Origin of the sequence: Pseudomonas sp. NBRC 111133, from assembly GCF_001320605.1 — a bacterium.
Lineage (GTDB): Bacteria > Pseudomonadota > Gammaproteobacteria > Pseudomonadales > Pseudomonadaceae > Aquipseudomonas > Aquipseudomonas monteilii.
This window is the reverse complement of the sequence record NZ_BCBJ01000067.1, coordinates 1-6,559: the sequence shown is the minus strand read 5'-3', so window position 1 is coordinate 6,559 and position 6,559 is coordinate 1. Positions and strand designations below refer to the sequence as shown.

Genomic DNA, 6,559 nt, shown 5'->3' with positions numbered 1-6,559 from the left:
GACATTGACCAGGGCTCTCTAGCCTGTTCCGGGCTCATCGCCCGATAGCTGACTCCGAACCGAGGTGTGCCAGCTTCCTGGTCTATGCCACACCGGTGAGAGCTGCGCTCTTGAATCATGAGGCGTGAAACGGCCACCTTCTCGGATAGCTGTCCGCTTCACGTGCTGATGAGGCTAGCCACTATTTTCGATGTCGACTCAGATCCAGATGTCATTCAGCGCAGTTCGCTCCCCGCCTTCATGACCGGTATTCAACACGCCTCGCGGCTCAATCATCAAAAGTTTTGTTTCCGTCTGTGCCGCTGTTCTGTGCTCTACACCACGTGGCACGACATACAGCTCACCCGGCTTCACATGAACGCAGCCCTCGGGGAGGTCGATACGCAAGAGACCTTCAAGCACTAGAAAAGCTTCATCAGTTTCCGGGTGTGAATGCCAGATAAATTCACCTTCGATGCGTACCACCTTGAATTGGTAGTCGTTCATTTCCGCGACGACCCTTGGACTCCATTGCTGCTCGATTAGAGAAGCTTTATGAGTCAGATTCACAGGTTGTGGTGCCAATTGCTGATGCATGCTGGACATAGCTGATCCTCTCTAAGTTGGAGTGGCCAGCCTATCGAATGGAAAGCGCGCTGTTCTTGTACGATCCTGCAACTCAGCGGACAGTGCGTAAGCGTTCCAGCCAACGCAGAGGCGGCACGCCGTAGGTGCGCGTGAAGTGCCGGGTCATGTGGCTCTGATCATGAAAGCCTGCTGCGAGGGCGGCATCGACCAGTGTGAAACCATCCAGAATCAGTCTGCGGAAAGAGTCCAGGCGCCTTAGCGTGACAAAACGGTATGGGCTGGTGCCGTAGAGGGCCCGAAAGTCTCGCGATAAGCTCCATTGCTCTCGCCCACTCGCCTGTTCCAGCATCTCCAGCGTGATGCCCTCTTGAAGGTGCTCCATGATGAACTCCCTGGCACGCTCGGCAGAGCGGTAATCCAGACGTTTGCGGCCACGTGGCTTGCCGCCGACTGCTCGAAGCGCCATTGCCAAGTCATAAACGGCGTCCTGTTCCTCTAATGTTTCTAGAGGATGATCCAGTGCCTGCACGAAAGCCTCGCTGGCGTGGTACAAGCGCGGGTCGCAGGAGAGCCCGCCAGCAATGAAAGGCAACGGTTCTCCCCCGAGAACGTTCTGTATCAGCGACGGGTCGATGTAGGCCATCCGGTAGCGAAAACCCACATCAGTGCCAGCCATGCCGTCATGCACTTCGTCGGGATGCAATACAAGTGTGTTGCCTGGCACGCCGTGGCACAGCGCTCCCTTGTAGTGAAAGCTCTGAACCCCGGCAAGGGTACGGCCTATCGAATATGTATCGTGACGATGCGGGTCGTAGCCATGGCCCCCAAACCACGCTTCAATGCGCTCCACACTGCCAGGTGTAGTGCTGCGTATGACCCAATCAGAGGTGGATGACGGGTTTGCCTTTCGTTCCATGAGTATGCTTGCCGCTAGTGCGCAATCTTAAATGAGGATGCTCCATCCTATTTCAGAATTACGCGAGCACCCAATCCATTTCCGCTTCAATGTCGGCTTCGGGTCGAAAGCGGACAGATAGCGACAGCTATCAGCTGAAACCAATTTTGATACCACTGATAGGGAAATGAGGGTGGTGACGGGGTGTTTGCGCCAATGAAATCAACCCTCCGCCACCGCTAACCACCCTTGAAATACTGCATGGTGATGTTGGCGGCATGGGATGAGGTTTGGTGACGGAAAACCGCTGTATGTGCGTACAGCCAGCTCGTACCAATTTTTGTACCAATGGCTGTGTTTTCAAGTGGGATGCAGTGTATCGGGATGGGCTGGAAGGCCCGTAAATACGGGCTTTCCTCACTTTCGAAAACTCGCCAAACCCCAAAAAACATCTGTGGAGTATGGCCCAAACGCTGTCGAATGCCTTATGACTAAAGGGCGCAAGGTGAAGGAAATTTAATCCTGTAGCGGAGCAGAGCCTGATTTCAGGCGCACGGCCGCGCTGGCCGCTGGGCGCGGCCATGATCAGGTCGGATAACAAATCAGTCGGTACGCAGGATGGGAAACAGCTCTTTTGGGTTGCGTGATTCGGCGTTCATCAACGTGCACGCTGCCGCCGCTTCGGACTTGTTGATATAGCCCCGTTTGAGCCGCTGTTTTTCCTGGTTGTCGTAGATGTCGAAGCCGCCCGAAGTGGTAGCGGCATAGAACCGGTTACCGATGCGGAAAGAGTCACCTTCCACTGGCACGGCAGGGATAATGACGAATCGTGATTGCATGTTTCGCGCCTCCCCAGGCAGACAGTTAATTATTAGTCTGGGAGCGGGAAGGCAACAATATGACTCATCGAGACTAATCACTGGCGTGGCGTGTCACGGCGACCCGGCGCAACCCGTGACGGGCAGGGCGCCGAGATGCCTTTAGGGCTTGCATCGATCAGCGGTGGATCAGTGACAGTTCGCTGATGATGCAGACCGAGCCGTCATCGGCCGGTGTTGTATCGGTGTAGTCAACCTGGTTGTAGATGCCGCCGTGAAACTCGAACACGCGTGGCGCCCAGGTACTGTCGAGTTGCAAATTGCCTGACGAGCCGGAAACACCGTTGTATTTGGCCGTTACGTTGACCACGCCGGCAGACGTGGTGTGGATGCTGACGATGAACCTGCCTCCCAGCGGCACGCCTTTCAGCAGTGTCGAGTTCACCGGGTCGGCCTGGTTGTAGGTGCGCCGAAACCCCAGCGTGATGTTGCCCTTGTTCCAGAACACCTTCACTGGCGGGCTATCGTCCCCACGCACGTGCATCTGGGCGATGACCACCTTCTGTGCAGCGTTGACCTTGGTCAGCGTCATGGTTTGGTAGTTCCAGTGATCCTGGGCGCTGGCCAGTGTCCACTCCTCGGTTTCCGTCCACTCGCAGCGGGTCCTGTGGGTGCTTTTGCTTGAGGCGCCTTTGGTGGGGGCTGAGAACTGGATCGAACCATCGCTGAGCACCTTGACGATGCTCGGGTAACTGGCAATTGCTTCAGCACCGTTGAGTTCGAGTGCAACGGGGTTGGACGAGGATACGGCTACCGGCGTAGCGATGATGAGGTTGCTGATGTCTACGGTCATGAGAACTCCTGACGCAAAGCTAGGATTGGCTGGGGGCTCTGGCGGACGTGTTTGCGGCTGCGGGATGAAAATTAGCCATAAGCTAAATTTGAGTCAATAGCGTAAGGCTAAATAAATTTCGCTTTGCGCAAAATTACCTAATGGCGAAAATTTTCAGCGGTGGGGGCTTTACGCTGGATTTGGCGGTGAGATAAGCTTTTCTAAACAACTGTACAAATATACAGATTTCAGGGTGAGAATAGGCCTATGCACATGCAGTCAACTTCCCGGCAGCGTCAGGCAATGACCGGAATCGAGCGTCTTAGCCTGCGGGTGTCGTCCATGATCAACCACCCGGTCGCGCAGACCCAGCGCTGGGTGGTGGTGCATCGCCTGGATACCGACGGTGATGCGGAGTGGGAGGAGGTGATGGGCCTGTTGTCCGAAACGTCCGAGTTGGACCTTACGTTCAACGATGACGAGAGCGTTACCGTACGTTGGGCGCGCAGCAGTGTGGAGGAGCGCGACGACTTCATCGTTGAGCAGGACAGCAAGGCGGAGGAGGTGGAAGCGCAGGCGCCATTCTGAGCATCATGAAAAGCCCGCCTGGGTGGCGGGCTTCGGCGTTAAACCAGGTGTGCATTCCACACCAGCAGCACCCGGGCCTGGATGTAGGTTTCTTCGCGGCGGATCATGCGGTCCTTGTGCCGTGAGTTGTCGGAGATCATCTCGAAGTGGTCCTCATCAGCGATTTGCAGCCGCTTGATGTAGATGTGATCGCCCCAGGAAAAGAAATAGATCCCGTCGCCCACGAAATCCCGGATGCTCACATCCACGATCAGCGGGTCACGGTGCCTGATGGTCGGTTCCATTGACTGGCCCCAGCCGGTCACCATCTTGAGGTGGTGGTGTTCAGTGAATTCCACGCCCAGCTCGCGAAGATGGCTAGGGCTGACGCGAACGTCCTTGAACATTTCCGGGTAATCGTGGGGGATCTGGCCACCGCCCATGGCGGCCCGCACGTCGTAGTGGGCAATCCATACTTCATCACCCACCAGGCCAGGGCGAACAAGCTCGGCCTTCCCCCGTGTGGCGTCCAGCGGCTCTTCAGCTGCGGCCAGCAACCGCTGCCGAGTTTCTTCGGGGATGCCTTTGCCACTTCTGGCAAGCATCTGCTTGACCAGGTCGGCCGCAGAAAGTTTGCCGTCGACAATTTCGACTGGCAGCTGCACCGGGTCACCTGTCGACAGTGCGTCGAACCACCCGCGTGGCAGGCCTTCGATGCCCTCGATTCGGCGGGCTACGTCATCGCCCAGGTTTTTTGCGGTCTTGTCAGAAAGGATCTGGCTCAGGTGTGCAGGCGCCATCCCCCAGCGTTCTGCGCAGGATCCCTTCCTCTGGCTGCCGATCAATTTGACCAGGTTGTGCTTGCGAATGTCGTAGATGTCCATAGGGCAAAGCATGCCAGTCTTTAGCTTGCTGCTAAATGTGCGCACGGCTAAATTGCCTCTTGTGATGAAATTAGCTGTAGGCTAAATTAAAGCGGCAAACAAGGAAAGCCAGCGAGACACTTTTCTCCAGGGCTCATCACTTCATCATTGGTAATGAGGTTCACATGGATCCGACCGACCTCGGCCCAGGCACAGTCACTTGGCTGAGCGGTACGGGCACGGTGTTGCTAGGTGCGTTTCTGTGGCTGCGCAAGTGGTTGTCCAGGGATGCGGCCGAACGTGCGATGGACAGCGCGGATGTTGCAGTTATCCGCCGCCTGACCGAGCTGCTGGACATCGAGCGCGATGCCCGCCGAGAGGCAGAAACCAAAGCGGACCAGCTGGCCAGGGAGCGCAACGAGCTGGTGCTGACGGTAGGGCGGCTTCAGGGCAAGATCATGGTGCTGAGCAGCCAGCTGAGCCGTAGCTCGCAACGCTGAGGCGGCCCAGGCAAAAAAAAGCCCACCATCTTGGTGGGCCATAAGGGCGTAGGGAGCAACGCACAACAAATTCGGGTCAGGCAACCAAGGTGCCGGGTTGCAACTGTGCAACCAGTGCCTGGGCCGAGGCCAGTGTCGGCATCGGGCCGCTCACGGCTTCACCGTTGCGTACCAGGTACCAGCAAGCCAGCAGGCCCTGCTCACGCAGTGAGGCGGGGACGGCGCTGCCAACGACGGACATGATATGGATAGTGGCCATGGGGACCTCCTGCAAGACATGGCACTACCATACGCAGCCGCCGGGGCGGTTTGAAATCAACGTGCTCAATAGTGGTCATTAGTTCTATCAACCCTTACCAGCGCGGCGGGCCGTAATACACCGGCGGCGGGCCGTAGTAGGTGCGGTAGCCCGGGGGCGGTGGTGCTGGTGCGTAGTACGGCTGGTAATACACCGGCTGCGGTGGTGGTTGCACATAGACTGGCGGCGGGCCGTAATAGACCGGCTGGCGTTCGACATACACGGTGCGGTCACGTCCGCCATACACCGTTGCCCCGACCACCGCGCCGACCACCGCCGCGCCCAACAGCGGGCCCGGCCCATACCAACCGCCGCCGCCATGGCCGCCATGCGCAGCAGCAGGCCCGCTGACGGCCAAGGCACCGATCAGCAAGGCAACTCCGGGAATGAGACGGTTCATAACGCAACCTCGCAGGGAAACCCCTCGTTCGGGGCCTTACTACTATGACTCCGGTCTTCGTCAGCTGAGCACAGGGAAACGGTAAAGGTTATGTAAGGGACGACGAGTGGTTGCCTCTGATACGCTGAAAAAACGTTTCAGCTATGACAAAGGAGCAGGTTATGTCGACAACTCCAAGCAAGGACACTGTACTGTGCATCTCCCTGGCCGGGCGCCCCGGCACCTTCGGCGTGCGTTTTCACAACCACCTGTACCAGCAGTTGGGCCTGGACTTCTATTACAAGGCCATGCGCACGGATGACCTGCCAGCCGCCGTGGCAGGTATCCGCGCATTGGGGATCCGCGGGTGTGGCGTGTCGATGCCGTACAAGGAGGCCTGCATGGCCCTGGTCGACGAAATCGACCCGTCGGCTGCGGCCATTGAATCGGTGAATACCCTGGTCAACACCGAGGGGCACCTGAAGGCCTACAACACTGACTACCTGGCTGTCCGCCAGTTGCTGGCACAGCATGAGGTCGACCCGGGCACTGCCTTTGCCCTGCGCGGCAGTGGTGGCATGGCCAAGGCCGTGGCCAGTGCCTTGCGCGATGCCGGCTTTGCCGAGGGCTTGATCGTTGCGCGCAACGAGCAAGCCGGGCGCCAGCTGGCGGATACTTGTGGCTATCGCTGGGTACCGGACCTGGGCGATATCTGCCCGCCGATGCTGGTGAACGTGACGCCAATCGGGATGGCGGGTGGACCGGAGGCCGAAGAACTGGCGTTTTCCGAGCTTGCCATTGCAGCGGCGGAGCGGGTGTTCGATGTGGTGGCGATGCCGG

10 protein-coding genes are annotated in these 6,559 nt (G+C 58.1%); 3 read left to right on the top strand and 7 right to left on the bottom strand.

All coding sequences use genetic code 11. The annotated features are described in order from the left end of the window. Positions 1-198: 198 nt before the first annotated feature. The 4 genes from APH36_RS15130 to APH36_RS15115 all read right to left on the bottom strand — a co-directional run bounded on the left by APH36_RS15130 (position 199) and on the right by APH36_RS15115 (position 3,133). Entirely contained in the window at positions 199-585 is a 387-nt protein-coding gene (locus APH36_RS15130) for a cupin domain-containing protein (RefSeq protein ID WP_060499306.1), read from the bottom strand. 73 nt (positions 586-658) lie between these two features. Then, on the bottom strand, positions 659-1,483 hold the full coding sequence (locus APH36_RS15125; RefSeq protein WP_060499305.1) for an AraC family transcriptional regulator: 825 nt from the start codon (positions 1,481-1,483) through the stop codon (positions 659-661). A 581-nt stretch (positions 1,484-2,064) separates the two neighbouring features. Continuing rightward, positions 2,065-2,301 (bottom strand): Arm DNA-binding domain-containing protein, encoded by a 237-nt coding sequence (locus tag APH36_RS15120; protein WP_060499304.1) that lies wholly within the window; start codon positions 2,299-2,301, stop codon positions 2,065-2,067. 157 nt (positions 2,302-2,458) lie between these two features. Further along, entirely contained in the window at positions 2,459-3,133 is a 675-nt protein-coding gene (locus APH36_RS15115; protein WP_060499303.1) for a polysaccharide lyase family 7 protein, read from the bottom strand. Between the two features lie 246 nt (positions 3,134-3,379). On the opposite strand from APH36_RS15115, the gene APH36_RS15110 reads away from it, so the two are divergent. Next, a complete protein-coding gene (locus APH36_RS15110; RefSeq protein WP_060499302.1) occupies positions 3,380-3,700 on the top strand; it encodes a DUF1654 domain-containing protein in 321 nt (106 codons plus the stop codon). 38 nt (positions 3,701-3,738) lie between these two features. Here APH36_RS15110 and APH36_RS15105 read toward each other — a convergent pair whose 3' ends face one another. Continuing rightward, positions 3,739-4,563: a S24 family peptidase gene (locus tag APH36_RS15105; RefSeq protein ID WP_060499301.1), complete on the bottom strand. Its 825-nt coding sequence runs from the start codon at positions 4,561-4,563 to the stop codon at positions 3,739-3,741. Positions 4,564-4,727: 164 nt separating this feature from the next. Between APH36_RS15105 and APH36_RS15100 the strand changes: the two genes are divergently transcribed. Next, the gene (locus tag APH36_RS15100; RefSeq protein WP_060499300.1) at positions 4,728-5,042 is read left to right on the top strand and encodes a hypothetical protein; all 315 of its coding nucleotides are present in this window, start codon (positions 4,728-4,730) and stop codon (positions 5,040-5,042) included. 76 nt (positions 5,043-5,118) lie between these two features. Here the strand turns inward: APH36_RS15100 and APH36_RS15095 are convergent, their stop codons facing one another. Then, positions 5,119-5,301, bottom strand: a complete 183-nt coding sequence (locus APH36_RS15095; protein ID WP_060499299.1) for a hypothetical protein — start codon at positions 5,299-5,301, stop codon at positions 5,119-5,121. A gap of 94 nt (positions 5,302-5,395) precedes the next feature. Beyond that, the gene (locus APH36_RS15090) at positions 5,396-5,740 is read right to left on the bottom strand and encodes a hypothetical protein (protein ID WP_060499298.1); all 345 of its coding nucleotides are present in this window, start codon (positions 5,738-5,740) and stop codon (positions 5,396-5,398) included. Between the two features lie 161 nt (positions 5,741-5,901). On the opposite strand from APH36_RS15090, the gene APH36_RS15085 reads away from it, so the two are divergent. Further along, the coding region (locus APH36_RS15085) for a shikimate 5-dehydrogenase (RefSeq protein WP_060499297.1) at positions 5,902-6,559 on the top strand (658 nt) is incomplete at its 3' end.